At 63.3% G+C, this 26077-nt stretch carries 29 protein-coding genes and 1 tRNA gene; 23 read left to right on the top strand and 7 right to left on the bottom strand.

All coding sequences use genetic code 11. The features are described from left to right. From hisG to tatC, 14 genes are all read left to right on the top strand, one after another. On the top strand, positions 1-534 hold a 534-nt coding region (gene hisG / locus BEK68_RS22380; protein WP_065851907.1), incomplete at its 5' end, for an ATP phosphoribosyltransferase. Then, positions 531-1859 (top strand): histidinol dehydrogenase, encoded by a 1329-nt coding sequence (gene hisD / locus BEK68_RS22375; RefSeq protein ID WP_004634596.1) that lies wholly within the window; start codon positions 531-533, stop codon positions 1857-1859. The genes hisG and hisD, both read left to right, overlap by 4 nt. Before the next feature lie 16 nt (positions 1860-1875). After that, positions 1876-3000: a histidinol-phosphate transaminase gene (gene hisC, locus BEK68_RS22370; protein ID WP_004634599.1), complete on the top strand. Its 1125-nt coding sequence runs from the start codon at positions 1876-1878 to the stop codon at positions 2998-3000. After that, positions 2997-3587, top strand: coding sequence for an imidazoleglycerol-phosphate dehydratase HisB (gene hisB, locus BEK68_RS22365; RefSeq protein ID WP_004634601.1), 591 nt, complete (start codon positions 2997-2999; stop codon positions 3585-3587). The genes hisC and hisB overlap by 4 nt, the downstream gene beginning before the upstream one ends. A gap of 54 nt (positions 3588-3641) precedes the next feature. Beyond that, complete coding sequence (locus BEK68_RS22360) at positions 3642-4265, top strand: MarC family protein (protein WP_012436560.1); 624 nt, start codon at positions 3642-3644, stop codon at positions 4263-4265. 8 nt (positions 4266-4273) lie between these two features. Continuing rightward, the gene (gene hisH / locus BEK68_RS22355; RefSeq protein WP_004634605.1) at positions 4274-4927 is read left to right on the top strand and encodes an imidazole glycerol phosphate synthase subunit HisH; all 654 of its coding nucleotides are present in this window, start codon (positions 4274-4276) and stop codon (positions 4925-4927) included. Between the two features lie 73 nt (positions 4928-5000). Beyond that, positions 5001-5744, top strand: coding sequence for a 1-(5-phosphoribosyl)-5-[(5-phosphoribosylamino)methylideneamino]imidazole-4-carboxamide isomerase (hisA, locus tag BEK68_RS22350; RefSeq protein ID WP_004634607.1), 744 nt, complete (start codon positions 5001-5003; stop codon positions 5742-5744). Between the two features lie 47 nt (positions 5745-5791). Then, complete coding sequence (gene hisF, locus BEK68_RS22345; RefSeq protein ID WP_004634609.1) at positions 5792-6568, top strand: imidazole glycerol phosphate synthase subunit HisF; 777 nt, start codon at positions 5792-5794, stop codon at positions 6566-6568. Beyond that, entirely contained in the window at positions 6565-6987 is a 423-nt protein-coding gene (gene hisI / locus BEK68_RS22340) for a phosphoribosyl-AMP cyclohydrolase (protein WP_004634611.1), read from the top strand. Before hisF ends, hisI begins: the two co-directional genes overlap by 4 nt. After that, on the top strand, positions 6980-7354 hold the full coding sequence (locus BEK68_RS22335) for a phosphoribosyl-ATP diphosphatase (RefSeq protein ID WP_004634613.1): 375 nt from the start codon (positions 6980-6982) through the stop codon (positions 7352-7354). The genes hisI and BEK68_RS22335 overlap by 8 nt, the downstream gene beginning before the upstream one ends. A gap of 31 nt (positions 7355-7385) precedes the next feature. Then, on the top strand, positions 7386-7760 hold the full coding sequence (locus tag BEK68_RS22330) for a DUF4870 family protein (protein ID WP_004634615.1): 375 nt from the start codon (positions 7386-7388) through the stop codon (positions 7758-7760). 62 nt (positions 7761-7822) lie between these two features. Next, positions 7823-8080 carry a Sec-independent protein translocase subunit TatA gene (tatA, locus tag BEK68_RS22325; protein ID WP_004634617.1) on the top strand — a complete coding sequence of 86 codons (258 nt, stop codon included), beginning with the start codon at positions 7823-7825 and terminating at the stop codon, positions 8078-8080. Positions 8081-8101: 21 nt separating this feature from the next. Then, positions 8102-8614: a Sec-independent protein translocase protein TatB gene (gene tatB / locus BEK68_RS22320; protein ID WP_004634619.1), complete on the top strand. Its 513-nt coding sequence runs from the start codon at positions 8102-8104 to the stop codon at positions 8612-8614. Between the two features lie 61 nt (positions 8615-8675). Then, positions 8676-9479, top strand: coding sequence for a twin-arginine translocase subunit TatC (gene tatC, locus BEK68_RS22315; protein WP_004634621.1), 804 nt, complete (start codon positions 8676-8678; stop codon positions 9477-9479). Between the two features lie 87 nt (positions 9480-9566). Here the strand turns inward: tatC and BEK68_RS22310 are convergent, their stop codons facing one another. From BEK68_RS22310 to BEK68_RS22290, 5 genes are all read right to left on the bottom strand, one after another. Then, complete coding sequence (locus tag BEK68_RS22310; RefSeq protein ID WP_012436559.1) at positions 9567-10652, bottom strand: ABC transporter ATP-binding protein; 1086 nt, start codon at positions 10650-10652, stop codon at positions 9567-9569. Beyond that, positions 10645-12456 carry an ABC transporter permease gene (locus BEK68_RS22305; RefSeq protein ID WP_012436558.1) on the bottom strand — a complete coding sequence of 604 codons (1812 nt, stop codon included), beginning with the start codon at positions 12454-12456 and terminating at the stop codon, positions 10645-10647. The genes BEK68_RS22310 and BEK68_RS22305 overlap by 8 nt, the downstream gene beginning before the upstream one ends. 94 nt (positions 12457-12550) lie before the next feature. Next, on the bottom strand, positions 12551-13657 hold the full coding sequence (locus BEK68_RS22300; RefSeq protein WP_004634626.1) for an ABC transporter substrate-binding protein: 1107 nt from the start codon (positions 13655-13657) through the stop codon (positions 12551-12553). Positions 13658-13779: 122 nt separating this feature from the next. After that, entirely contained in the window at positions 13780-15309 is a 1530-nt protein-coding gene (locus BEK68_RS22295) for a sensor histidine kinase (protein WP_012436557.1), read from the bottom strand. Beyond that, complete coding sequence (locus BEK68_RS22290) at positions 15306-16007, bottom strand: response regulator (RefSeq protein WP_004634631.1); 702 nt, start codon at positions 16005-16007, stop codon at positions 15306-15308. The genes BEK68_RS22295 and BEK68_RS22290 overlap by 4 nt, the downstream gene beginning before the upstream one ends. A 119-nt stretch (positions 16008-16126) precedes the next feature. On the opposite strand from BEK68_RS22290, the gene BEK68_RS22285 reads away from it, so the two are divergent. Together BEK68_RS22285 and BEK68_RS22280 are read left to right on the top strand one after the other, a co-directional pair. Continuing rightward, a complete protein-coding gene (locus tag BEK68_RS22285; protein ID WP_012436556.1) occupies positions 16127-17269 on the top strand; it encodes an ABC transporter substrate-binding protein in 1143 nt (380 codons plus the stop codon). Between the two features lie 334 nt (positions 17270-17603). Then, positions 17604-18710 carry a porin gene (locus tag BEK68_RS22280; RefSeq protein ID WP_012436555.1) on the top strand — a complete coding sequence of 369 codons (1107 nt, stop codon included), beginning with the start codon at positions 17604-17606 and terminating at the stop codon, positions 18708-18710. A 445-nt stretch (positions 18711-19155) separates the two neighbouring features. Here the strand turns inward: BEK68_RS22280 and BEK68_RS22270 are convergent, their stop codons facing one another. Then, entirely contained in the window at positions 19156-20370 is a 1215-nt protein-coding gene (locus BEK68_RS22270; protein ID WP_012436554.1) for a Do family serine endopeptidase, read from the bottom strand. Between the two features lie 19 nt (positions 20371-20389). Between BEK68_RS22270 and BEK68_RS22265 the strand changes: the two genes are divergently transcribed. Further along, a complete protein-coding gene (locus tag BEK68_RS22265) occupies positions 20390-21136 on the top strand; it encodes a Nif3-like dinuclear metal center hexameric protein (RefSeq protein ID WP_012436553.1) in 747 nt (248 codons plus the stop codon). 12 nt (positions 21137-21148) lie between these two features. Here BEK68_RS22265 and mscL read toward each other — a convergent pair whose 3' ends face one another. Beyond that, positions 21149-21577, bottom strand: coding sequence for a large conductance mechanosensitive channel protein MscL (gene mscL, locus BEK68_RS22260; RefSeq protein ID WP_012436552.1), 429 nt, complete (start codon positions 21575-21577; stop codon positions 21149-21151). A gap of 245 nt (positions 21578-21822) precedes the next feature. On the opposite strand from mscL, the gene petA reads away from it, so the two are divergent. The 6 genes from petA (at position 21823) to BEK68_RS22230 (ending at position 26050) form a co-directional block, all read left to right on the top strand. Continuing rightward, entirely contained in the window at positions 21823-22431 is a 609-nt protein-coding gene (gene petA / locus BEK68_RS22255) for a ubiquinol-cytochrome c reductase iron-sulfur subunit (RefSeq protein ID WP_004634643.1), read from the top strand. Beyond that, a complete protein-coding gene (locus tag BEK68_RS22250; RefSeq protein ID WP_024542174.1) occupies positions 22431-23834 on the top strand; it encodes a cytochrome b in 1404 nt (467 codons plus the stop codon). Before petA ends, BEK68_RS22250 begins: the two co-directional genes overlap by 1 nt. A gap of 37 nt (positions 23835-23871) precedes the next feature. After that, positions 23872-24615: a cytochrome c1 gene (locus BEK68_RS22245; protein ID WP_004634646.1), complete on the top strand. Its 744-nt coding sequence runs from the start codon at positions 23872-23874 to the stop codon at positions 24613-24615. Positions 24616-24765: 150 nt separating this feature from the next. Further along, a complete protein-coding gene (locus BEK68_RS22240; protein ID WP_004634649.1) occupies positions 24766-25377 on the top strand; it encodes a glutathione S-transferase N-terminal domain-containing protein in 612 nt (203 codons plus the stop codon). Positions 25378-25447: 70 nt separating this feature from the next. After that, positions 25448-25945, top strand: a complete 498-nt coding sequence (locus tag BEK68_RS22235; RefSeq protein ID WP_004634651.1) for a ClpXP protease specificity-enhancing factor — start codon at positions 25448-25450, stop codon at positions 25943-25945. Between the two features lie 29 nt (positions 25946-25974). Further along, positions 25975-26050 (top strand) — tRNA-Thr (locus BEK68_RS22230). Positions 26051-26077: the final 27 nt, after the last annotated feature.

Genomic DNA, 26077 nt, shown 5'->3' with positions numbered 1-26077 from the left:
GCGCTGCGCGTGATCATCGTGCGCGCCTCCGACGTGCCGACCTACGTGCAATACGGGGCGGCGGACTTCGGCGTGGCCGGCCGAGATGTGCTGATGGAGCACGGCATGGCGGGCCTGTATGCGCCCATCGATCTGAACATCGCCCGCTGCCGCATGTCGGTGGCGGTGCCCAAGGGCTTCGATTACGCCAACGCGGTGCGCCAGGGTGCGCGCCTGTCGGTGGCGACGAAGTATCTGAATACCGCGCGCGAACACTTCGCCAAGAAGGGCGTGCACGTCGACCTGATCAAGCTGTATGGCTCGATGGAGCTGGGTCCGCTGGTGGGCCTGGCTGACGCCATCGTTGACCTGGTCAGCACAGGCGGCACGCTGCGTGCGAACAACCTTGTCGAGGTGGAAGAGATCGTGCAGATCTCGTCCCGACTCGTCGTCAACCAGGCTGCGCTGAAACTCAAGCGTGACAGGCTGGCGCCCATCCTCGACGCTTTCGAGCGCGCCTCCGCCCAGGACGAGCGTGCTGGGGAACCCGCATGAGCCTGACCATCCGTAAGCTGGATTCGGCCGAAGCCGGATTCGCGGCGCAACTGCGCCAGGTGCTCGCTTTCGAGGCGAGCGAAGACGAAGCCATTGACCGGGCGGCCGCGCAGATCCTGGCCGACGTGAAGGCGCGCGGCGACGCCGCTGTGCTGGAAGCCACGCAGCGCTTTGACCGCATTGAAGCCGATAGCGTGGCCGCGCTGGAACTGTCGCCGGCCACGCTGCAAGCTGCGCTGGATGGCCTGGAGCCCAAGCGCCGCGCGGCGCTGGAAGCCGCTGCCGCCCGCGTGCGTGCGTATCACGAGAAGCAGAAGATCGAGTGCGGCACGCACAGCTGGGAATACGCCGAAGCCGACGGCACGGTGCTCGGCCAGAAAGTCACGCCGCTCGATCGCGTGGGCATCTACGTGCCGGGCGGCAAGGCTGCGTACCCGTCGTCGGTGCTGATGAACGCCATCCCGGCACGTGTGGCCGGCGTCAAGGAAATCATCATGGTCGTGCCCACGCCCGGTGGCGTGCGCAACGAGCTGGTGCTGGCTGCGGCCTGCATCGCCGGGGTGGACCGCGTGTTCACCATCGGCGGCGCACAGGCCGTGGGTGCGCTGGCTTATGGCACGGAGACCGTCCCCGCCGTCGACAAGATCGTCGGCCCCGGCAATGCCTATGTGGCGGCGGCCAAGCGCCGCGTGTTCGGTACGGTGGGCATCGACATGATTGCCGGCCCGTCGGAAATCCTCGTCATCTGCGATGGCACGACCGATCCGGACTGGGTGGCGATGGACCTGTTCTCGCAGGCCGAACACGACGAGCTGGCTCAGTCGATTCTGCTGTGCCCGAACGCCGAGTTCATCGCGCAGGTGGAAGCCAGCATCAACCGTCAGCTTGAAGACATGCCCCGCCGAAGCGTGATTGCCGAGTCTCTGTCGGGCCGGGGTGCCCTCATCAAGGTGCGCGACATGGAAGAGGCGTGCGACATCGCCAACGACATCGCGCCGGAGCATCTGGAGATTTCGGCGGAGAACCCGCGCCAGTGGGCCGAGCGCATCCGCCACGCCGGTGCGATCTTCCTCGGCAAGTACACCAGCGAGTCGCTGGGCGATTACTGCGCGGGCCCGAACCATGTGCTGCCCACCTCGCGCACGGCGCGTTTCTCGTCGCCGCTGGGCGTGTACGACTTCATCAAGCGCTCGAGCCTGATTGAGGTGAGCGAAGCCGGCGCGCAGATGCTGGGCGAGATTGCTGCCGAACTGGCCTACGGCGAAGGCTTGCAGGCGCATGCCCGCAGCGCCGAATATCGCCTGCAACGCCCAACCTCCGAATAACGCCTGCAGCACGACGATGAACGCCACAGCTCCGGCCCAAGCCTCTCTCGATGACCTGCTCGCCCGCATCGTGCGCGACGACGTTCGCGCCATGGGCGCATACCACGTGCCCGACGCGACCGGCATGGTCAAGCTGGACGCGATGGAAAACCCATATCTGCTGCCGGCGATGCTGCGCGACGCGCTGGGCAAGCGCCTGGCCGAAGTCGCGCTCAACCGCTACCCGGTGCCGACGGCCGACGCGTTAAAGGCGCAGCTCAAGCAGGTGATGCATGTGCCGGCCGGTGCCGAGGTGCTGCTGGGCAATGGTTCGGACGAGATCATCAGCCTGATCGCCATTGCGGCGGCCAAGCCGGGCGCGACCGTGCTGGCGCCGGTGCCGGGTTTCGTGATGTACGCGATGTCGGCGCAGCTGCTGGGCTTGAACTTTGTCGGCGTACCGCTCAAGGCGGACCTGACGCTTGACCGTGAAGCGATGCTGGCGGCCATGGCCGAACACCAGCCCGCCGTCATCTACCTGGCGTATCCGAACAACCCGACGGGCAATCTGTTCGACGCGGCGGACATGGACGCGATCATCCGTGCCGCACGTGGCCCGGTGTGCCAAAGCCTGGTGGTAGTCGACGAGGCCTACCAGCCATTCGCGCAACATAGCTGGATGCCGCGCCTGCGCGATTTCGATCATCTTCTGGTGATGCGCACCGTCTCCAAGCTGGGCCTGGCCGGCATCCGCCTCGGCTACGTGGCCGGCCACCCGAAGTGGATCGCCGAGCTGGACAAGGTGCGCCCGCCGTATAACGTGAATGTGCTGACCGAGGCGACCGCCCAGTTCATGCTCGAACACGTGGACGTGCTGGATGCCCAGGCAGCGACCCTGCGTGCCGAGCGCACCAAGCTGATCGATGTGCTGTCGGCTCAGCCGGGCGTGACGGTGTTCCCAAGCGCGGCGAATTTCATCCTGCTGCGCGTGCCGAATGCCGCCACCTTGTTCGAGCGCCTGCTCAATCGGCGGATTCTGATTAAAAACGTCAGTAAAATGCACCCGTTGCTGGCCAACTGTCTGCGCGTGACGGTCAGCAATCCCGAAGAAAACGCGCAATTTATCGATGCCTTTGTCGCATCGATGCAGGAAGCCCCATGAGCCGCCGTGCCGAGGTCACTCGTAACACCTCTGAAACGCAGATCCGCGTCGCCCTTGATTTGGACGGCACGGGCAAGCAGACGCTGAACACCGGCGTCCCCTTCCTGGACCACATGCTCGACCAGATCGCCCGACATGGCATGGTCGACCTGGACGTCTCGGCCACTGGCGACACCCATATCGACGATCACCACACCGTGGAAGACGTCGGCATCACGCTGGGCCAGGCCGTCGCCAAGGCCATCGGCGACAAGAAGGGCATCGTGCGCTACGGCCACAGCTACGTACCGCTGGACGAGGCCCTGTCGCGCGTGGTCATCGACTTCTCGGGCCGTCCGGGCCTGGAGTTCCACGTGCCGTTCACGCGCGCACGCGTGGGCAACTTTGACGTTGACCTGTCCATCGAATTCTTCCGCGGGTTCGTCAACCATGCCGGCGTGACGCTGCATATCGACAACCTGCGCGGCGTCAACGCGCACCACCAGATCGAAACCGTGTTCAAGGCCTTTGGCCGCGCGCTGCGCATGGCGGTAGAGATCGATCCGCGCGCTGCCGGCACGATTCCGTCGACCAAGGGCGCCCTGTAAATCACTGCGTCGGCCTGGCCGCGCCTACCGACTCAGAAACCGGCCGCCGATCCGATGGATCTGACAAAAAGCTTCTTCTCGCTGCTCGCGCTGATCAACCCGATCGGGGCGATCCCGTTCTTCATCAGCCTGACCGAGAGCCAGACGGATGAGGAGAAGCGCCGCACCATCAAGGTTGCGTCGATTTCGGTGGCAATTGTGATTGGCCTGTCGGCGTTGCTGGGCGAGCAGATCATCAGCTTTTTCGGGTTCTCAGTTGGCTCGTTGCAGGTCGGCGGCGGGATCATCATGATCATGATCGCGCTGAACATGCTCAATGCGCAGACCAGCCGCACCAAGGCCACGCCCGAGGAAGAGGACGAGGCCGGCGCCAAGGCCAGCATTGCCGTCGTGCCGCTGGCGATTCCGCTGCTCACGGGCCCCGGCTCGATCAGCACCGTGATCGTCTATGCGGGAAAGACCAAGCACTGGTGGGAGCTGTTGCTTCTGGCCGGCGTGGGCGTGGCAATCGCGGGCGTGGTCTGGATTGTGTTGCGCGCGGCGGAGCCCATCGCCCGTGTGATCGGCCGCACCGGCATCAACGTCGGTACGCGGTTGATGGGCTTGATCCTGGCGGCGCTTGCCGTGGAATTCATCGTTGACGGGCTGAAAACCCTGTTGCCCGTACTTAGGGCCTAAGTGAAGTCATGACTAAGATCGCAATCGTCGATTACGGCATGGGCAATCTGCGCTCGGTGGCGCAAGCCCTGATGGCCGTTGCTCCGGAGGCCGATGTGCGCATCAGTGCGCAAGCGGATGAAATTCGTTCGGCCGACCGTGTGGTGCTGCCAGGGCAGGGCGCCATGCCCGACTGCATGGCCGCGTTCGACCAGTCCGGCCTGCGCGATGCTGTGCTGGAGGCATCGCGCAGCAAGCCGATGCTGGGCGTATGTGTGGGCGAGCAGATGCTGCTCGAGCGCAGCACCGAGGCGCGCCCCGGGCAGCCGTACACGGAAGGGTTGGGCCTCATCAAGGGCGATGTGGTCCGCTTTGAGCTGGACGGCCAGTTGCAGCCGGACGGTTCACGGTACAAAGTGCCTCAGATGGGCTGGAACCGCGTGCACCAGAGTCGTGCCCACGCCCTTTGGGAAGGTGTGCCGGACCAGAGCTACTTCTATTTCGTGCACAGTTACTACGCGCGGCCCGCCAATGCCGACGAATCGGTCGGAGAGACCGAATACGGCGTGCGGTTTACCTCCGCCATCGCCCGGGATAATATTTTTGCAACACAGTTTCACCCGGAAAAAAGTGCGCAAGCCGGGCTGCAGATCTACCGGAACTTCGTGCACTGGAACCCGTGAAATCGGGCTCACAGTCGCGACCGAATCCCTTTTGCCCGTTTAACCTCACCCCCTCAACTTTGTCGTTACGACTATGCTGCTCATCCCGGCCATCGACCTGAAGGACGGTCAGTGTGTGCGCCTCAAACAAGGCGATATGGATCAAGCCACCGTATTCTCGGAAGACCCCGCGGCCATGGCGCGGCATTGGGTCGAGCAGGGTGCGCGCCGCTTGCATCTTGTCGATCTGAATGGCGCTTTCGCGGGCAAGCCGCGTAACGAGGCGGCCGTCAAGGCCATCCTCGCCGAGGTGGGCGACGAGATCCCCGTGCAACTCGGCGGCGGCATCCGCGATCTGGGCACCATCGAGCGCTGGCTCGACGACGGCTTGTCGTACGTGATCATCGGCACGGCGGCGGTCAAGGACCCGGGCTTTCTGCGGGACGCATGCACGGCATTCGGCGGCCATATCATCGTCGGGCTCGATGCCAAGGACGGCAAGGTCGCGACCGACGGCTGGAGCAAGCTCTCCGGCCACGAAGTCGTGGACCTCGCCAAGAAGTACGAAGACTACGGCGTCGAAGGCATCATCTACACCGACATCGGCCGCGACGGCATGCTGCAGGGCATCAACATCGATGCCACCGTCAAGTTGGCACAGTCGGTGAAAATTCCGGTCATTGCCAGCGGCGGCTTGTCGAACCTCAAGGACATCGACCACCTGTGCGCGGTCGAAGAGCATGGCGTGGAAGGCGTGATCTGCGGTCGCGCCATCTATTCGGGCGACCTGAACTTCAAGGAAGCACAAGCCCTCGCGGACAAACTCGGCGCGGCCTGATCGTTGATCCAGCCGTGCACAACGGGCGCTCCGGCGCCCGACTCATCATGCTAGCCAAACGAATCATCCCCTGCCTGGACGTGACCAACGGCCGGGTGGTCAAGGGCGTCAACTTCGTCGAATTGCGCGACGCCGGCGACCCCGTCGAAATCGCACGCCGCTACGACGAGCAGGGCGCCGACGAAATCACCTTCCTCGACATCACCGCCACGTCGGACGGCCGCGACCTGATGCTGGGCATCATTGAAGCGGTGGCGTCGCAGGTGTTCATTCCGCTGACGGTGGGCGGCGGTGTGCGTGCGCTGGAAGATGTGCGACGGCTGCTCAATGCCGGTGCGGACAAGATCAGCATGAACTCCTCGGCGGTGGCGAATCCGCAGCTCGTGTCGGACGCCAGTGCCCGCCATGGCGCGCAGTGCATCGTCGTGGCTATCGACGCCAAGAAGGTGTCGGCCGAAGGCGAAGCGCCGCGCTGGGAAGTCTTCACGCACGGCGGCCGAAAAGGCACGGGCCTGGACGCCGTGGCATGGGCGCGCGAAATGGCGCAGCGCGGCGCCGGCGAAATCCTGCTCACCAGCATGGACCGCGACGGCACGAAAGCCGGCTTCGACCTGGAACTCACGCGCGCCGTGTCGGACGCAGTGCCGGTGCCGGTCATCGCCTCGGGCGGCGTGGGCAACCTGCAGCATCTGGCTGACGGCATTCAGCGAGGTCACGCCGATGCGGTGCTGGCCGCCAGCATCTTCCACTACGGCGAATACACCGTTGGCCAGGCCAAGCAATTCATGGCAGAGCAAGGCATTCCAGTACGGATCGGATCATGAGCAAGAAGTGGCTGAACAAGGTCCACTGGGACGACAACGGCCTGGTGCCGGTGATCGTGCAGGAGCAGGGCAGCAATGACGTCCTGATGTTCGCGTTCATGAACCGCGAGGCGCTGCAGAAGACGGTTGAAAGCGGCGAGGCCGTGTTCTGGTCGCGCTCGCGCAAGCGCCTGTGGCACAAGGGCGAGGAGTCCGGCCACATCCAGAAGGTGCACGAGATCCGCCTCGACTGCGATGAAGACGTGATCTTGCTCCGCGTCACACAAATCGGCGGCATCGCCTGCCATACTGGCCGCCACGCGTGCTTTTTCCAGAAGTTCGAAGGCAATGTGGAAGACGGCGATTGGCACACCGTCGAGCCGGTGCTCAAGAACCCCGACGACATTTACGCCGGCAAGCCCGGCCACAATCATGAGTGACACCCTGCGCCGCCTGGGCGAGGTGCTCGAATCCCGCAAGCTCGCCAACGGCGGTGACCCGGAAAAGAGCTACATCGCGCGCCTGTTCAACAAGGGCGACGATGCCATCCTCAAAAAGATCGGCGAAGAGGCCACCGAGACCGTCATGGCCGCCAAGGATGCTCGGGCCGCGGGCATGACCGACGAGGCGCGCAGCAAAGTCGTCTACGAAGTAGCCGACCTGTGGTTCCACACCATGGTGCTGCTGTCGCACTTCGACCTCACGCCGGATGACGTCGTGGGCGAACTGGCGCGCCGCGAGGGGCTTTCCGGTCTGGAAGAGAAGGCGCTGCGCAAGTTGCAGGCACGCGACGCAGCGGGGGACTGACTACGGTGACGGATCGTCGCAGGGAGGCAGTGTGGACAAATACGCAGCGGCAGTGGTGATGACGGACGACGCGGAGCGCCTAGCCGGGCTGCGTCGCCTCACGCATATTTTGTATGCGCTCTACGCCATTTTTTGGCTGACCGGCGGTATCACTGCATTGATTGCCATCATCGTTGGGTATGTTAAGCGCGACGATGTGCGCGGCACGCTGTATGAGTCGCACTTTCGTTGGCAAATCCGTTCGTTCTGGTGGTGCGTATTGTGGGGTGTGATCGGGGTGTTGCTCATTCCCGTAGCGTTCATCGGCTTTGCCGTCCTGTGGGCTCTGGGCATCTGGATGCTGTATCGTATTGTGAAAGGTTGGCTGTATCTGAATGACAGCAAGCCGATGTACGCAAATCCGTAAAATCAACCAATGGCGTCGCCACCGTTGCGACGCCACCAGCCGTATTTACGTGGGAGTAGGACATGGGTTCCTTTAGCATTTGGCACTGGCTGATCGTGCTGGTCATCATCATGATGGTCTTCGGCACGAAGAAGCTGCGCAACATCGGTTCGGATCTGGGCAGCGCCGTGAAGGGCTTCAAGGACGGCATGCGCGAAGGGCAGGAAGACAAGCCCGCCGGTTCGCAACAGCCTCAACAGACCGCCGGTCAGCCGCCGCGCGAGTTGCACGATGCGACGACGATCGACGTCGAAGCGCGCGACAAGTCCAAGCAAGGCTGAACACAGACGCCCCGCTGACCGATGATCGATCTCGGCATTTCCAAGCTGGCGCTGATTGGCATGGTGGCGCTCGTCGTCATCGGGCCCGAGCGTCTGCCCAAGGTGGCGCGTACCGCTGGCGCCTTGCTTGGCCGCGCACAGCGCTACATCGCCGATGTGAAGGCCGAGGTCAGCCGCGAAATCGAGCTCGAGGAACTGCGCAAGATGCGCACCGACTTCGAGCAGGCCGCGCGCAATGTCGAGCAGACCATCCACCAGGAGGTCAGTAAGCACACGACCGAGATCAACGAACGCCTGAACGAGGCGCTTGGTGATCCCGCGCACACGGCGACCTCCGCCCCCGACTGGCGCCCGGCACCGGGCAAGTCGCGCAACGGTCGCAACAGCTGGCGCAACAAGCAGCTCTCGATGCCCAAGTGGTACCGCCAGAAGCAGGGCGTGCGCATGTGGGCGCAATCGGGTGCGGCACGCGTCAAGCGTCATCGTCCGCCCATCGTTGCCGCACAGTCGCGTGCGCGCTCCTTCTTCGAATGATCTTCCGGGCGCGAGCCGTGTCTGCGGTGTCGCGTCCTGACTTCCCCCTTTCCAACCCGACATGAGTGCCGCTCCACTCGATCCGCAAGAGTCGCCCGAGGACGGCGCGCAGGAAACCTTCATTTCGCACCTGGTCGAGCTGCGCGAGCGCATCGTCAAGGCGGGTGCCGGCGTGCTGCTGATCTTTCTGGGCCTGGTCTACTGGGCGCCGGATATTTTCAACCTGTTCTCGCGGCCGCTGATCCAGGCGTTGCCCAAGAACGGTCACATGATCGTGACGGACGTCACCGGCTCGTTCTTCGTGCCGATGAAGGTGACGCTGCTGGCCGCCTTTCTGATCGCACTGCCGTGGGTGCTGTACCAGATCTGGCGCTTTGTAGCGCCGGGGCTGTACACGCACGAGAAGCGGATGATCATGCCGCTGGTGGTGAGCACCTATGTGCTGTTCCTGTGCGGTGTGGCATTTGCGTATTTCCTGGTCTTCCCGACGGTGTTCAAGGTGATGGCGCACTACAACGCGCCCCTGGGGGCCGAGATGTCGACCGACATCGACAAGTATCTGAGCTTTGCGATGACCACCTTCCTGGCTTTCGGCATCACCTTCGAGGTACCTGTGGTGGTGATGGTGCTGGTGCGCTTTGGCATCGTGAGCCTGGAGAAGCTCCGACAGGCGCGGCCATACGTGGTGGTGGGCGCCTTCGTGATTGCCGCGGTCGTGACGCCGCCGGACGTGATGTCGCAGTTGCTGCTGGCGGTGCCGCTGTGGTTGCTGTACGAGCTGGGGTTGATCTTGGCGGCAATCTTCATCCGTAACACCACGGCACCGGAGAACGATCCGGAGCACCTGCCGGTGGTGAAAGACTGACGGGCCGATCCAGTATCAGCCAAAGAAGAAAAGGCAGCCGAGGCTGCCTTTCTTGTTGCCGATGAATCCGCTGTTGCGTTTGTTGCTTCAAGCGGCGTACAGCCAAAACTGTTCGCGCGGGAAGGTCAGCGCGTACTTGCCGTCGCTCGGTGCGCTGGCGGAGTAGGCGCGCAGGCCTGTGCCGGTCGCGCCGCTGTCGTCGGTGGCGCGGAACAGGCATTCCCAGCGGTCACCCAGATACATGCGCGTTGCGAGCGGCAGGTGGATGGTGTTGTCGGCGTTGTCGACGCCCACGCGCACCTGTTCCAGGCGGATCACGCCGTGCGCCGATGCACCCGGCTTCAGATCACCGCGCGCCACACCCCACAGAGACCAGCCGCCCGTCTCGTCTACCAGGCGCGCCATGCCGTCACGCACTTCGGCGATCTTGCCATTGATGCGGTTGTTGCTGCCCATGAATTCGGCGGTGAAGAGAGTCTCGGGCGCGCCGTACATCTGCTCGGGCGTGCCCTGCTGTTCGATCACGCCGTTGTTCAGCAGCAGGATGCGATCGGACATGGCCATCGCTTCGCTCTGGTCGTGCGTGACCATCAGTGCAGAGAGGCCCAGGCGCACAATCAGCTCGCGCAGGAAGGCGCGGGCTTCTTCGCGCAGCTTGGCGTCGAGGTTCGAGAGTGGCTCGTCGAGCAGTATCACAGGCGGGTTGTAGACCAGCGCGCGGGCGATCGCCACACGCTGCTGCTGGCCGCCGGAGAGCTGGCTCGGGAAACGCTCGCCCAGGTGGCCGAGGCCCAGTTGCTGCAGCACGGCCTGCACGCGTTCCTTGATCTGCGCGGAGGGCGTCTTGCGCAGCTTGAGCGGGTAGGCGACGTTCTCGGCCACGGTCTTGTGCGGCCACAGCGCGTACGACTGGAACACCAGGCCCAGGTTGCGCCCTTCGGCCGGCACGTCGAGCTTCTTGGCGCCGTCGAACATGACGCGATCGCCGATCTGGACAGTGCCCTGGCTCGCTTGCTCGAGGCCGGCGACAGCACGCAGCAGCGTGGTCTTGCCCGAACCCGACGGGCCCAGCAGCGAGACGACCTCGCCCTTCTGCAGCTGCATCGAGACACCCTTGAGAACCGGGTTGTTGCCGTATTGCAGGTGCAGGTCGTTGACAGTGAGTTCAATCATGGAGCTTCACTCCGAAACGCAGTGCGATGCCGAGGCCGACGGCCACCAGCACGATATTGACGAAGGACAGCGCGGCAACGATATCGATGGCGCCGCCCGCCCACAGGGAAACCAGCATCGAGCCGATCGTCTCGGTGCCCGGCGACAGCAGATACACACCGGTCGAGTACTCGCGCTCGAAAATCAGGAAGATCAGCAGCCACGCCCCGAGCAGGCCGTAGCGCGTGAGCGGTACCGTCACGTCGCGCGTGGTGCGGGCGCGGGTGGCGCCGACCGAGCGTGCCGCCTCTTCCAGTTCCGGACCGACTTGTAGCAGCGCGGCCGAGATCAGCCGCAGGCCATAAGCCAGCCACACGACCGTGTAGGCGATCCACACGCTGAAGATCGTGCTGCGCAGGTCGCGCAGGCTCGGCACGACGTTCTCGATGATCCAGTTGGCGAACGGCAGGCCGCTGTCGGTCAGGCCGGTCTCGATCCAGTTCGGCACGAACAGGAACACCCACAGGAACGCCAGGCCAGCCAGGAGACCCGGAATGGCGCGGGGCACCAGCACGCTGTAGTCGAGGAAACGCGTCCAGCCATCCGGCTTGCGGTGCATGGCCAGGCCGATGCAGGTGTAGCAAGCCACGGCGATGGCGCCACCGATCACGCCAATCAGTACCGTGTTGACCATCGCGCGCAGGAATTGCGGCTGCTCGAAGATCTGCTGGAACGCGGTGGTCGAGAACGCTTCCACCAGCGACACCCCTTCACCCCAGTTCGATACGAAGGCGCGCAGCGCGATGCCCGACAGCGGCACCACCACCGTCACGAAGAACCACAGCACCACGACAGCCCAGGCCGGCCAGCGCCACGAGCCCAGCGGCAGCGGGCGGCTGCGCGTGACCTTACCCTTGACGGTGACGAAGCGGTTGGCCGAGCGCAGCATGTAGCGTTGCAGCAGCACCAGCGGGAACGTCACCATCACCAGGCAGACCGCCACGGCTGCCATCAGGTGATAGGCCGGCGTGCCGAGTTTGTTGGTCAGCTTGTACAGGTACGTGGCGAGCACCAGGTGGCCTTCCGGATCGCCCAACACGAGCACCAGGCCGAAGACCTCGAAGCCCAGGAAGATCACCAGCACGGCTGCGTACAGCAGCGCGGGGCGCACCATCGGCAGGCTCACGTTGAGCGCCACCGACAGCGGCGATGCCCCCGCGATACGCGCGGCTTCTTCCACATCCGAACCGAGGCTGCGCAGCGCTGACGAGACATACAGATACACGTGAGGCACATGCGTCAGGCCCGCAATGATGATGATGCTGATGAACGAATACACGTTCCACGGCGCACCGCCAAACAGGCTCTTGAACCACACGGTGTAGAAGCCCACCGGGCCGGCGGACACCACGTAGCCGAACGCCAGCACCATCGGCGAGACGAACACCGGAATCATCAGCAGCGGTTCGAGAATGCGGCGGCCGGGCAAGTCGGAACGCACCATCAGGAACGCCAGGATGCCGCCCAGCGGTACCGAGATCACTGCCAGGCCGAAAGCGAGCGCGGTGGATTTCTCGAAGGCGTGCCAGAAGTCCGAATCCGTAAAGATGAAGCGATACGCATCCAGCCCCGCCAGCGCGTCGGGCATGAAGAACGGCGCAGACAGAAAGCTCTGGTAGAAGATCAGCGCCAGCGGCGTGAAAATCGCCAGCGCGGTAAGCAGAATGACCACGCCGCGCGGCAAAGCCTGTCCCACACGCGTCCAGGGCGAGCGCTTGAGGGTGGCTTGGCGAGCGGCGGCACGGTCTTGCGCTAGAGAACGCATGGTGCCTCCAGGAGGAACCGGCGCCAGATACGGATGGCGCCGGCAGGTCGGTCAGATGAGAGGTGTGCCGGTGATCAGCGGATCAGATCTCAGATCAACGGCCGGCGGCGGTGCGCCATTGCTTGATGAAGTCCAGACGCTTCTTGGGTTCCAGGAACGCCAGGATCGATTCGTCGACCGGAATCGGCTTGATGCTGTTGCCGAGAATCTTCTTCAGGCCGGCGGCGGTGGCTTCGCCCGTCACGTCGTCCCGCAGCGAGTGCAGATCCGACTTGTTGGCGAGGATTTCCTGGCCGCGCTTGGACAGGATGTAGTCCAGCCACAGCTTGGCCGCGTTCGGGTTCTTCGCCTTCTTGGCGATCATCGCCACGCGCGACACCACCAGCGTGTAGTCCTTCGGATAGACGATGCCGATCGACGGATCCTTCTTGGCGCGCGCAATCGCGTAAGAACCGAGGATGTTGTACGCCACCAGGTTTTCGCCCGAGGCCACGCGCTCCATCATCGTGCCGGTCGAGGACTGCAGCACCAGGTTCGGGCCCACTGCCTTGACGAAGTCGAAGTACTGCGGCGAATCCAGATTGTCCTGCGCAGCCATCATGAAGCCCACGGCCGACTTCTCGATGTCGTACGTCGTGACCTTGTTCTTGAAGCGCTCGGGTTGGCTGGCGACCAACTTGGCGAAATCGGCGTGCGTTTGCGGCACTTCCGAATCCTTGATCAGGCGCTTGTTGTACAGGAACACGGCGGGCTCGTACGTCGTGCCGTAGGCCAGGCCTTTGTAGACAGCCCACTTCGGCACGTTCGGCACTTCCGGCGAGTCGTACTTCATCGCGTAGGTCTGCGCCAGCTTGAGCTGCGAGTCCATCGACGAGTTCCACATCATGTCAGCCGAGGCGCCGCCGGCAGCCTGCTCACTGATGAAGCGGTTGTACAACTCGCTGCTGTTCATGTCGTTGTACTCGACCTTCACGCCGGGGTAGAGCGACTCGAAATCCTTGATCAGCGGGTCGGCGGCCTTGGTGTCGGTCGTCGCATAGACCACCACCTTGCCTTCCTTCTTGGCGGCGGCAATGGTGTCGGCATAGCTGGCGGGGTAGCCGGCCGGAACTTGCGCGAAGGCGGCGGCGCTGAGGGTCAGTGCGGCAGCTGCGATTGAGGCGAGAGCGGCGTGCGCAGGCGTAAAGCGTCCACGAAGCATGGGTTTGTCTCCTGTTTGCTTGTGATGGTGTGGGGCCGGCTACTTATGGCGTGTTGCTTGTAGCTCGGACGGATGGCCCCAGGTGTGGCGGATTATAGAAATCGCGCGCTTTCGTCACGCTTTCATTGCGGCTGCTGCGTCGCAGCATGCTCGGTCGAGGCTGCCGCAGCCGCCAGCGGCACGCGGATCCGCGCCGACAAACCGACGCCGCCGTACTCGTTCGGCTCCCCGTCGGCCAGCTCGATTTGCCCGCCGCTACGCGCTGCATAGGCTCGCGCGATGGCCAGACCAAGGCCGGAGCCTTCGGCGGCGTAGCGGGCGTCTTTGGGCGCGACCTTGGGTTTACCCGAGCGACTTCCGCCCTCGTGCGCTCGGCGGAAGCGCTGGAACGCGTGTGCGCGCTCGTCGGCGTTCATGCCCGGCCCGGTGTCGTCCACGCAGACCAGTGCGGCATCGCCGTCAGCCGTGGCGCGTACGGTGATGCGTCCGCCGGCCGGCGTGTAGCGGATGGCGTTGTGCACGAGGTTGGAGAGCGCCTCGCGCAGGAAGGCCGGATAGCCGATGACGGGCAGCGCCATGACGAGGCCGCCGTCATCCCAGCCGAGGTCCTGCTGTTTTTCACGCGCCAACGGCAGCGCATCGACCACCACGTCGCGTGCCAAAACACCCAGGTCGAAGGTTTCGGCCGGCGCATCCTGCCCCGCATGCCGGGCGCGGGCAAGGGCGAGCAGCTGTGTGGTCAGCCGGTTCGTCGACTGCAGGCGCGCGATGATGGCGGACAGGCTTTCGCGTACGCGCACCGGGTCGGTTTCGCGCAGTGCGTATTCCGCTTGCGTGAGCAGCACGGCCAGCGGCGTGCGCAACTGGTGCGACGCATCGGCTAGGAACTGGCTTTGCGCCTCCGCAAGTTCGGCATAGCGATGAATGTGGTGGTTGATCGCGTCGACCAGCGGGCGGACTTCTGCAGGCACGTCGGTGGCGTCGAGCGGACGCAGGTCATCCGACGCGCGCACGCCGATGCTGCGTGCCAGGCGACTGAGCGGCCGCAGCGCGACGGTTACGCCGAGCCACAGCAGCGCGGCGCTGACCGCCACCAGCGCTGCATCGCGCAGCAGCGTGCCGCGCCACACCGCCTGCTGCAGCGCGCGGCGCGTCTCGATGGTTTCTGCCACCTGAATGACGATGCGCGCCGGCAGCCCCGGTTGATAGAGCGGCTTGGCCACGGCGGCCACGCGTACGGGCTCGTCGTGGTATGTCGCGTCGTAGAAGAGCGGGGTGTCGTTTTCCAGCCGGGTGACGGGCAGCGGCAGATCGTCGTAGCCGGTCAGCGCCGCTTCAGGCGCCTTGCCCGGCAAGGGCTCGAAAGCGACGCGGTAATAGACGTTGCTCTGCGCCGTCGATTCGAACATGGACAGCGCCACATACGGCACGTTGACCTGCACCTGGCCGCGCTCGATCGTCACGCCGTTTTCGATGGCGCGCACCGAGCCGAGCAGGGCGCGATCGTACGCGCGGTCGGTCGCGCCACGCAGCGCTTGGTACGCCGAGACGATGTCGATCGCCAGCACACCTACCAGCCCCGGCAGCAGCAACCAGAGCAGCGTGAGTTTCAGGCTGCGCGGCAGCCGAAGCCAGGCGGGCCGCTGCATCATGCGCTGCTGTCGCCGGCGGCGGGCCCTTCACCATCGCCGGCCTCGAGCAGGTAACCCAGCCCCCGTACGGTGACGATCTGCACGCCCGTGCCCGCCAGCTTCTTGCGCAGGCGGTGCACGACCACCTCGACTGCGTCGGGGCTGGAATCGCTGTCCAGGTTGAAGACCTTGTCGAACAGATGCACCTTGCTGATCGGCTGGCCGGTCTTGTGCAGCAGTGCCGACAGTGCGGCGTGCTCGCGCGGCGTGAGCGATAGCGGCTCGCCCGACAGCAGGAATGCCTTGCGTCCGGTATCGAATTCCAGCGGCCCGCAACGCAGGCGCGGGAACGCCCGGCCGCGGCTGCGGCGGATAAGCGCCATCAACCGCGCTTCCAGCTCGGACAGCGCGAACGGCTTGGTGAGGAAATCGTCCGCGCCGGCATTGAGCCCGCGCACGCGCTCATCCAGTGCGCCCTGCGCCGTGAGGATCAACACCGGCGTGCGGTCGTCGCGCGCGCGCATGTCGGCCAGCACGGCAAAGCCATCCTTGCGCGGCAAGCGCAGGTCCAGCACCACTGCGTCAAATTCTCCGGAGCCCAGGAAGGCTTCCGCGATGACGCCGTCAGCGGCGCGCTCGATCACGAAGCCGCTTTGCGCCAGCGCGCGCGCCAGCCATGCGGCCAATTCTTCCTCATCCTCCACCAGCAAGATCCGCATCGGGTGTCTCTCAATATCGTTCTGGCCACTTTTTCATGATAATGCGTGGCGCCTTGATCTCGGCCACATGCCGATCACTCCGTCCACCTGACGCGTCGCACAGATGCGCTCCAACCGGCATGTCGTCCATCCCCAATTCCCGTCGCCGCTGGCTTTGTCAGACCGCCGCATTGCTGGCTGCAAGCGGCGCCGTCGCGCGTGGGGCGCACGGGCAATGGCTGGCCCGCCAGGCCCCGGAGTTGCCGTCGTACTACCCGCGCGACTACGGTGCGATGATCGACGCCGCGCGTCGCGAAGGCCGCGTCACTGTGTATTCCACGACGGATTTCTCTGCCGCCTACCCGCTGATCCGCGCCTTCGAAACGCGCTACCCCGGCATCACCGTCGACTACCGCGAGCAGAACAGTGACGATATCTACCGCCGCTTCCTCGCAGAATTCGCCGCCAAGTCGCCGGGCGCCGACGTGGTCTGGAGTTCGGCCATGCCCGAGCAGTTCAAGCTCGTGAACGACGGCCACGCACTTCCTTACGCATCGCCCGAGCGGCCTTACCTGCCATCGTGGGCGATCTGGAAGAACGAGGCGTACGGCACGAGCTACGAGCCGGTCGTCTTCGTCTACAACACGCGCCAGTTACCGGCGGAGTTGATTCCTTCCACCCATGCCGACTTCGCCCGCATTCTGAATAGCCATCGTGACTTGCTGCGCGGTCGCGTCGCCTCCTACGACATCGAACACTCCGGCTCCGCGTTCCTCTTCGCCGCCGAAGACGCCCGCACAACGCCGGTGTTCTGGGATGTTGCCAAGGCATTGGGCGGCGTCAACGTCAACCTGTACATCACCACGGCCGCGATGCTGGAGCGCGTCGCTTCCGGCGAAAGCCTGCTCGCCTACAACGTGATCGGCTCGTACGCCGCACGCTACGCCGATCGCAACCCGGCGCTCGCCATCAAGATGCCGACCGACTACACGCTGGTCGCTACGCGCGTCGCCTTCATTGCGCGGCGCGCTGCCCGCCCGAACGCCGCGCGCCTCTGGCTCGACTTCATGCTCTCGCGCGACGGCCAGAGCGTGATGGCGGACCGTGCGTTCCTGTTTTCGCTGCGCCAGGACGTTGAGACTGGGCTCACCGCCAAGCGCCTGCTCGCCGAACTGGGAAACACGCATCGGCCCATTCCCGTTGGCCCGGGTTTACTCGCCCATCAAGATCAGCTCCGCCGTGCCGATTTCCTAAAGCGATGGCACGCCGCACTCGGCCGATAAAAAAGAGGACAAGGAAGCACTTATTGCCGTAACGTGGTGCGAAGGCGACAATTCAGAACTGTCACCGACTGCCAAATTTGTTGCGCAGTAAGAGGGTGACAATCGCCCGCCAACCCCTGTGCCACCGCGCAACAAGCGGGTCGCGCCCCCCTCTCAATGGGGCTGGGCGCGTGTTGCCCATGAGCAACAACTTGGCCGCAAATCGCGGCCCAGAGCCAGAAAGGGTTTCCGGAATCAGTCAGCGCTGGCACATAATGCGGTCAGACGTGAGGTATCTGCGTCGTCCATAAGGACAGTCAAGATTTCCCAATCAGTTGACAAGGAAAGTGTCGATATGAAGATGAAACTGTTTGCAGCTGCTGTTGCAGCTTTGGCCGCCGGTGGCGCCTATGCACAATCCTCCGTGACCCTGTACGGCGTGGTCGACGCTGGTCTGACCTACGCAAACAAGGTGCCGGGCGCAACCGCTGGTTCGAGCGGCTCGCGTTTTGGCCTGGATTCGGGCGGCCTGTCGGGCTCGCGTTGGGGCCTGCGTGGCGTTGAAGACCTGGGCGGTGGCCTGAAGGGTATCTTCAACCTGGAAAGCGGCTTTAACCTGGACACCGGCACGTCGGCTCAAGGTGGCCGTCTGTTCGGTCGTAACGCCTACGTTGGTCTGCAAGGCCAGTGGGGTCAACTGACCCTGGGTCGTCAGCAAAACCTGCTGTATGACTTCTCGCTGGTCTATGACCCGATGGCAATCGCCACGCGTTACTCGCTGGCTGCGCAAGACGCCTTCTTCTCTGGTCGTGCTGACAACGCCGTCAAGTACGTCGGCACGTTCGGTGGCCTGAGCGTCTCCGGTCTGTACTCGTTCAACTACAACGGCAACGAAGTGGCTGGCAGCAGCAAGACCGGCCGCGAGTGGAGCCTGGGTGCTAACTACGCTGGCGGCCCGCTGGGTATCGGCGCAGTGTATGACCAGACCAACTCGACGACCGTTGGTAGCGACAACCGCGAACAACGCGCCACGATCGCTGGCACGTACGCTTTCGGCCCGGCCAAGCTGTACGCTGGCTACCGTTGGTACAAGGCTAACTACGCAACTGTTGCTGGCAACGGCAACCTGCGTTCGAACCTGTACTGGGCTGGCCTGGGTTACCAAGCTACTCCGGCTCTGTCGCTGACGGGCACGGCCTACTACCAACAGTTCAAGAACAGCGGTACGGGCAACCCGTGGCTGTTCGTGGTCGGCACCGACTACGCTCTGTCGAAGCGCACCGACGCGTACTTCAACCTGGCCTATGCTAAGAACAGCGGCGGCTCGGGTCTGGGCGTGCTGGGCCTGAACGATGCTAGCTACGCTGGCACGACGCTGACGAGCGGCAGCCAAGTGTTCTCGGGTCCGAACAACAACAACAACCAGTTCGGTGCTACGGTTGGCCTGCGTCACAAGTTCTAATTTGACGCGCTCGTAAGGGTGCATCGAATTAAACGGTTAAACGCCGATCCCGAAAGGGGTCGGCGTTTTTCTTTGTGCGAACGATTCGCGTGCTTCTCCATGACTGAGGCGGGGTCCAGGGCTGGCTTGGCTGACGCCGGCGCGCCTATCGCCTATGTGCAAGATGTCTCCGCTGATGGTGCTGACGCGGGCGAAGCGGGGGCGGGGCGTCACGCTGACTGCAGTGCTTCGGCACACGCCCAGACGCGCCGCCTGTCTGGCCTCGCAGGACAGGGCGCTCCCATCCACACAGCGCAGCTGTTGGTACGCCTGATCGCCGGTCGGACGGAGGGTGGCATCAAGGCAGCCTCTCACCTCATCAACATGCCGGCTTGATTCTCAAGCGTGCGCGCATAAAAAACGGCGGCACATCTGGCCGCCGTTTGTATATTCCGAAGCCTGCTGCTTACTGCTGTTCTTCGTCGTCCTGCGAGGGCATCGGTACGTTGCGGCGCGTTGGCGGCGGACGTTTGCCGACAACGATGGTCAGCTCTACCGCCTTGCCCTTGCGCGACACCGTCACCTTGGCTTCCGCACCGGGTTTCAGCTGCGCGATGCTGTTCAGCAGCGCCGTCGTATCCAGGATCGGTTGACCATTCACGCTGGTGAGAATGTCCCCCGGGTGCAGGCCCGCCCTGTCCGCCGGGCCACCTTGGACCACGGCGGCAATCAGCGCGCCATCCTTGCGCGACAGGCCAAACGACTCGGCAATTTCCGGCGTCACATCCTGCGGTTCAACACCGATCCAGCCGCGGACCACGCTACCGGTCGAGATAATCGACTCCATCACCTGCTTGGCCAGCGATACCGGAATCGCGAAGCCGATGCCCAGCGAGCCGCCCGAGCGCGAGTAGATCGCGGTGTTGATCCCGAGGAGGTTGCCGTCGGCATCAACCAGGGCGCCGCCCGAGTTGCCTGGGTTGATCGCGGCGTCGGTCTGGATGAAATTCTCGAAGGTGTTGATGCCCAAGTGGCTGCGTCCCAGTGCGGAGACAATGCCCATCGTCACCGTCTGGCCCACGCCGAACGGGTTGCCGATGGCGAGCACCACGTCGCCGACGCGCACATTCTCCAGCCGGCCCAGCGTAATGGCGGGCAAATTCGGTAGGTTGATCTTGAGGACGGCCAAGTCGGTTTCGGGATCCGAGCCGACCACCTTCGCGTTGGCCTTGCGGCCGTCGGTCAGGGCGACTTCGATCTCGTCGGCCCCGTCTACTACGTGGTGGTTCGTTAGAATGTAGCCTTCCGAGCTGACGATCACGCCCGAGCCGAGACTGGCCGTGGGTTCTTGGCGTTGCTCAGGAGCGCGGTCTCCGAAGAAGAAGCGAAACCACGGATCTGCGCTGGCTTGTGGGCTGCTGCCACGCTTCGGCGCGTTCTTGCTGCTGAAGATGTTGACCACCGCCGGCATCGCCACCTTGGCCGCTTCCGCGTAGGAGTTGCTGGAGGTGCCGCCGTGGCCGATCGGCGCGACTTCCTTCAGCGCGACGATGGGCGAGCCGGATTGCACTGCGACCTTGCCGCGCTGCAGCCAATCAGGCTTGAGCGTGGCGATCACAAACCAGACGGCCAGGACGACCGTGACGGCTTGCGCAAAAAACAGCCAAAAGCGGCGCAACATAGAGCGAAGTTGAGTCCAAATGGATCGAAAAGAACTTGAATTGTACTTGAACGACCTGTTGCAGGCGGCCCGTTTTCGGGACTATTGCCCCAATGGTCTCCAGGTACAGGGGCGCGACACCATTGCGCATATCGTGACGGGGGTGACCGCTAGCCTGGCGCTGATCGAAGCCGCCATCGAAGCGCGTGCCGACGCCATCCTCGTGCATCACGGTTACTTCTGGAAGGGAGAGGATGGCCGTGTCGTAGGCCAGAAGCATGCGCGCTTGAAGCAACTTCTGGCGCACGATCTCAACATGTTCGCGTATCACTTGCCGCTCGATGCGCATCCTGGGCTCGGCAACAACGCGCAACTGGGTGCGTTGCTGGGCATCTCGCCTCAGGGCAGGTTCGGCGACGACGAACTTGGCTGGATTGGTACGCTTGCCGAAGCAACCACGCTGGGCGATTTCGCGCAGACGGTGTCGGCAAAGCTGAACCGGGAGCCGCTTGTGATCGGCGAGGGGGATCGCCCGGTGCGCACAATCGGCTGGTGCACAGGCGGTGCCCAAGGCTGGTTTGATGCCGCCGTGGCCGCCGGTGTAGACGTGTATCTGAGCGGTGAAGCGTCGGAGCAGACCACGCATCTTGCGCGTGAATCGGGTGTTGCCTATATCGGTGCGGGTCACCACGCCACCGAGCGCGGTGGCGTTCGGGCGCTCGGCACTCATCTGGCCGAGCGCTTCGGTGTGCGTCACACCTTCATCGATATCCCGAATCCGGTGTGAGTCGACGTCCGATTACGGCTTGTTCTTCAGGCTGTCGCGAATCTCGCGCAGCAGTTGGATGTCTTCTGGTGTTTCGGCGGGGGCAGCCGGCGGGTTGGCGTCGATCATGCGCGTGATGGCGCGCACCATCAGAAATACGATAAACGCCAGAATCAGAAAATTGACCGCCACGGTGATGAAGTTGCCATAGGCGAAGACCGGCACGCCTGCCTTCTTCAAATCAGCCAGGGTATGCGGCACACCGGCGGGCGCCTCTGCCAGCTGGATGAACAGGTTCGAGAAATCCAGCTTGCCAACGATGCGGCTAATCAGCGGCATGATCAGATCATTGACGAGCGAATCGACGATTTTGCCGAACGCCGCACCGATGATCACGCCTACTGCGAGGTCGATCACGTTGCCGCGCATCGCGAATTTTTTGAAGTCTTGCATCAGTGCCATCGGTTTTCTCCGGATTGTTTGATTCGAGACAAACGGTCAAGCTAGCGAACGGTTGACCTGAATTGTTGAAAGCGAGGTTGCAAGAGACATGCCGAAGCCTTGCCTGGACTGGGCTGGAGGGCAATCGGTGCGACCACTATATCCGCAACGGACGCCCCCCGCGACCGCTACCGTTGGCTAGGTACGCTCGGGTATAATTTTTGGTTGACGCGAATCTATCTTGATTTCTCACCCTGGGGTCTTGCATGAGTGACCAGCAAAACGTGGACAAGGGTCGCCGCAATCTATTGATTGCGACGTCCGTGGCTGGTGGTGTGGGAGGGGTTGCAGTTGCGGCCCCTTTCGTTTGCACATTCGCACCATCTGAAAAAGCCCGCGCAGCGGGCGCGCCCGTAGAGGCGGACGTGAGCGACCTGGCCCCGGGCCAGATGAAGGTGGTGGAATGGCGCGGCAAGCCGGTCTGGCTGCTCAAACGCACGCCGGACATGCTGGAATCGCTCAAGAAGACCGATAACGAAGTCGCAGACCCCAAGTCCGACGTGCCCTTCACCATGAAGACGCCGGACTACTGCAAGAACGAAACCCGCTCCCGTGCCGAGCATAAAGACCTGCTGGTCGTGGTCGGCATCTGTTCCCATCTTGGTTGCTCCCCGTCTGGTCCGTTTCCCGCGGGCGCCAACGTGCAACTCGCCGCAGACCCCGGCTTCGTCTGCCCGTGCCACGGCTCCACGTTCGACCTGGCTGGCCGCGTGTTCAAGAACAAGCCCGCGCCGCAGAACCTCGACGTTCCGCCGTACATGTTCCTGTCCGACACGAAGCTGGTGATCGGTAAAGACGAGAAAGGAGAGGCTTGATCATGGCCGAGAAGAAGGTGGAGACAACCGGGCTGCTGGGCTGGATCGATGCGCGCTTCCCGGCATCGGAGCTGTGGAAGGCGCATCTGTCGGAGTACTACGCGCCGAAGAATTTCAACTTCTGGTATTTCTTCGGATCGCTGGCGCTGCTGGTGCTGGTGATCCAGATCGTCACGGGCATCTTCCTGGTGATGAACTACAAGCCGGACGGCACGCTCAACGCCGCCGGCATTCCCGTCGCCTATGCGAGCGTGGAGTTCATCATGCGCGAGGTGCCGTGGGGCTGGTTGGTGCGCTATATGCACTCAACCGGCGCTTCGGCGTTCTTTATCGTCGTGTATCTGCACATGTTCCGCGGCATGCTGTACGGCTCGTACCGTAAGCCGCGCGAGCTGGTCTGGATCTTCGGCTGCCTGATCTTCCTGTGCCTGATGGCAGAAGCCTTCATGGGCTATCTGCTGCCGTGGGGTCAGATGTCGTACTGGGGCGCGCAGGTCATCGTGAACCTGTTCTCCGCCATCCCGCTGATCGGTCCGGACTTGTCGCTGTGGATCCGCGGTGACTACGTGGTGTCGGACGCGACGCTGAACCGCTTCTTCTCGTTCCACGTCATCGCCGTGCCGCTGGTGCTGCTGGGCCTGGTGGTGGCGCACATCATCGCGCTGCACGAAGTGGGTTCGAACAATCCGGACGGCGTCGAGATCAAGGCCAAGAAGGACGAGCGCGGCATTCCGCTCGACGGCATTCCGTTCCACCCGTATTACTCGGTGCACGACATCGTCGGCGTGGCGGTGTTCCTGTTCATCTTCAGCGCGATCGTGTTCTTCGCGCCGGAAATGGGCGGCTACTTCCTGGAAGCCAACAACTTCATCCCGGCAGACTCGCTGAAGACGCCGCCACACATTGCGCCGGTCTGGTACTTCACGCCGTTCTACTCGATGCTGCGCGCGACCACGTCGGACTTCCTGCCGTGGTTGTGGGGCTTCATCGCGATCATGCTGGGTCTGCTGTTCGCTCGCACGAAGAGTATGAATGTCAAAGTGGTGGCCGTGGCTGTGGCCGTGATCCTGGCACTGGGCTTCAAGTTCATCGACGCGAAGTTCTGGGGCGTGGTTGTGATGGGCGGTTCGGTGGTGATCTTCTTCTTCCTGCCGTGGCTGGACCACTCGCCGGTCAAGTCGATTCGCTATCGCCCTGGCTTCCACAAGACGCTACTGATCCTCTTCGTGATCGCCTTTGCGGTCCTGGGTTACCTGGGCATTCAGCCGCCGAGCCCGGTCGGTTCGATCATCTCGCAGATCGGCACCATTCTGTACTTCGCGTTCTTCCTCGCGATGCCGATCTGGAGCCAGATCGGGACGTTCAAGCCAGTGCCCGAGCGCGTCACGTTCACGCCGCACTGATAGAGCCCGCGCACAAGGACCCATGAAGGACACAAGAATGAAAAAGCTGCTTGCGATTTTCGCCTTGGCCGGTCTCGTGTTTGCCGCGCCCGTGATGGCCAATGAGGGCGGCGTGCCGCTCGATCCGGCGCCCAACCAGTCCAGCGACACGTCTGCGCTGCAGCGCGGCGCCAAGCTGTTCGTCAACTACTGCCTGAACTGCCACGGCGCGAGCGCCATGCGCTACAACCGCCTGCGCGACATCGGTTTGAGCGAGGAGCAGATCAAGCAGAACCTGCTGTTCTCGTCGGACAAAGTCGGCGACACGATGCACATCGCCATGGACCGCGAGGACGCAAAGAAGTGGTTTGGCGCCGTACCGCCGGACCTTTCGGTGATCGCCCGCGCGCGCGGCAGCGACTGGCTCTACACCTACCTGCGCACGTTCTACCGTGACGACACGCGTCCGACCGGCTGGAACAACCTGGTCTTCGACAAGGTCGGCATGCCGCATGTGCTGTGGGAGCTGCAAGGCCAGCAAGTGGCGAAGTACGCCGAAGTGAAGTCCGAGCACGGCGAGGCCGAGAAGAAGCTCGTCGGCCTTGAGGTGTCGGTCCCCGGCAAGATGAACAAGGTCGAATATGACCAGGCGGTGGCCGACCTGGTCAGCTATTTGGACTGGATGGCTGAGCCCGCCGGCAACTTGCGCAAACGTCTCGGCGTCTGGGTACTGTTGTTCATTGGCGTGTTCTTCGTGCTGGCCTGGCGCCTGAATGCGGCCTATTGGAAGGACATCAAGTAAAATCCGTGTTTTCCGGGCAAGGGCTAGGCCGGTGGAGAACTGGCTCTAGCCCTTTGCCTTTTCGCTTTTTGTGCCGTGGCGATGTCATTTGTCGTCACGGTTGTACCGTCATCGGGCCGCCCCCGGCCCATGCGCCAAGGAACTACAACCATGATGGTCTTGTACTCGGGCACCACTTGCCCGTTCTCGCAGCGTTGCCGCCTCGTCCTGTTCGAAAAGGGCATGGATTTCGAGATTCGCGACGTCGATCTCTTCAACAAGCCGGAAGATATCGCGGTGATGAACCCGTACGGCCAGGTGCCCATCCTGGTTGAACGCGACCTGATTCTGTACGAGTCGAACATCATCAATGAGTACATCGACGAGCGCTTCCCGCACCCGCAGCTGATGCCGGCCGATCCGGTGCAGCGCGCCCGCGCCCGCCTGTTCCTGTTCAACTTCGAGAAGGAACTGTTCACGCACGTCTCCGTGCTCGAGAACGAAAAGGGCAAGGCCGCCGAGAAGAATCACGAGAAGGCACGTGCGGCCATCCGCGATCGCCTTACGCAGCTGGCTCCGATCTTCCTGAAGAACAAGTACATGCTGGGCGAAGAGTTCTCGATGCTCGACGTGGCGATTGCGCCGCTGCTGTGGCGCCTGGACCACTACGGCATTGAAGTCTCGAAGAACGCCGCCCCGCTGATGAAATACGCTGAGCGTATCTTTAGCCGTCCGGCGTATATTGAAGCGCTGACGCCGTCGGAAAAGGTCATGCGCCGCTGATTGCCGCCGGGTCGCGCCGCGCTCGGGTCGAGCCTGCGCGCGGCCGCGCCCAACGGTCACTGATTTCATCATGTCGGAAACTTCCACCAAGCCCTATCTGATCCGTGCAATCTACGAATGGTGCACGGACAACGGCTTCACGCCGTACATCGCTGTCTTCGTCGACAACAGTACCAACGTGCCGCGCGAGTTCGTCAAGAACGACGAGATCGTGCTGAACGTGAGCTTTGACGCGACCAGCCAGCTCGACATGGGCAACGAGTGGATCACGTTCCACGCACGCTTCTCGGGCGTGTCTCGCAAGATCGAGGTGCCGATCGAAAACGTGCTTGCTGTGTATGCGCGCGAGAACGGGCAGGGTATGGCATTCCCGGTGGAACGCAGCACGCCGACGGTGCAGGCCGCGACCGAACGCGAGAACAATCCGCCGCCCAAGCTGGCCGCAGTGGACTCCGAATCCATGCCTGCGCCGGTCCCTGCCGAAGCCGAAACTGGCCCGGAAGACGACCCGACACCGCCGAATGTGCCGCGCATCGGTGGCAAGCCTGCGCTAAAGGTCGTCAAGTAACGCGTGTTAGGTTAGAATCGCGTTTCTTTGCCGGCTTAGCTCATCTGGTAGAGCAGTTGATTTGTAATCATCAGGTGGCGGGTTCGAGTCCTGCAGCCGGCACCAATAAAATCAAGGGGTTACGTGAATTTC

It is taken from the genome of Ralstonia pickettii (assembly GCF_001699815.1).
Classification (GTDB): domain Bacteria; phylum Pseudomonadota; class Gammaproteobacteria; order Burkholderiales; family Burkholderiaceae; genus Ralstonia; species Ralstonia thomasii.
The sequence above is the reverse complement of the archived record's forward strand: the minus strand, read 5'-3'. Positions and strand labels throughout refer to the sequence as shown.